Below are 1,174 nucleotides of genomic sequence, written 5' to 3'. Positions count from 1 at the left end.
GCCGGCGGATCAGCGGCAGCCGTTACGTGGGTCTTCTACCCGACATACGACATCTGATTCAGGTTTCGGGTGGTTTGCGGCTTTTTCTTCGGGGACACGCGCGTGGACACCGGCCGTGACGCCCGCAACGAGCGCATCATGACCGTCCCCCCGCCTCCGGCCCCGGCTCCCCCGCCGGCCCCACCGTTCCCCGACCCGGAGCCGGCGCCGCCGGTGCCCCACCCCGGGCAGCAGTGACCGGCGCCCGGCTGACGGCAACCCGCCCCTCGCGGCGAGCGGACGTGGTGGCCGGTCGGAGAGGGGGGACCTCCAGCCACACGAGTTTCCCCTCGCCCTCGGGCAGCGAGCCCCACGCCCGGGCCAGCCGGTCGACCAGCCGGAGGCCGTGACCGCCGGGCCGGGCCGGGTCGGTGCTGACGCGCAGCCGCGGCGCTACCGGGCTGTCGTCGCGGACCTCGACCCGTAGCCGGGTGCCGTCCCAGTTCAGTCGCAGCTCCCGAGGGCCGCCCGGGGCGTGCAGGCACGCGTTCGTGACCAGCTCGGAGACCATGAGCAGGACGTCCTCCGTGACGGCCTGCCGTTCCTCGTCAACGGCCGGCAGCCAGTTCCAGCACACCAGTGCCTCGCGGCTGAACTCCCGGCAGCGCTGCACCGCGCCCTCGCTGCCCGCCATGACGAGCCGCCTGGTCTGCTCCGGGCCGTCCACGCCGGACCTCCTCACACCGGGCAGGCAGGGGCACCGCCCCGACCCACCGGTGGTGACGTGCCGTCCAGGCCGTGATGCCGCGCGGCACACGGGACCGCACGAGCGGATCCGCCGCAGCCGGCCCCTGCCAGGCCGGGTCCGCCACCCGCCTGTCGTCCATGCCCCGCGTTTGCCCGGTCCCGCTACGGCTACACGCAGGAGGAGCGAGACGAAGGCGAGCGCCATGACGACATCGGGCACCGGCCACAGCACCCGCCGGCAGCGCACCGGGCGCCGGGAGTCCCCCGACGAACGGGCAGACCGGCGCTGGGCGGACCTGCTCCAGGAGGTGCGGGTCGCCCAGACCGGCTCGCAGGTCCTCTTCGGCTTTCTCCTGAGCGTGGTCTTCATGCCCCGCTTCGCCGGGCTCGGCGGCTTCGAGCAGGGACTGTACGTGGCCACCGTCGTTCTCGGGGCCCTCGCGACCGG

Annotated in this window: 2 protein-coding genes; one reads left to right on the top strand and one right to left on the bottom strand. The window is 74.4% G+C overall.

Going from position 1 to position 1,174, the window contains the following annotated elements:
* Window positions 1–136 precede the first annotated feature (136 nt).
* Window positions 137–706 carry an ATP-binding protein gene (locus ACFU7Y_RS44085; RefSeq protein WP_380772093.1) on the bottom strand — a complete coding sequence of 190 codons (570 nt, stop codon included), beginning with the start codon at window positions 704–706 and terminating at the stop codon, window positions 137–139.
* 223 nt (window positions 707–929) lie between these two features.
* On the opposite strand from ACFU7Y_RS44085, the gene ACFU7Y_RS44080 reads away from it, so the two are divergent.
* Window positions 930–1,174, top strand: a 245-nt coding sequence (locus ACFU7Y_RS44080) for a DUF6328 family protein (protein ID WP_380772091.1), incomplete at its 3' end; no start/stop codon positions are given.

The organism is Kitasatospora sp. NPDC057542 (assembly GCF_042801945.1).
Classification (GTDB): Bacteria; Actinomycetota; Actinomycetes; order Streptomycetales; family Streptomycetaceae; genus Kitasatospora.
The sequence above is the reverse complement of the archived record's forward strand: the minus strand, read 5'-3'. Positions and strand labels throughout refer to the sequence as shown.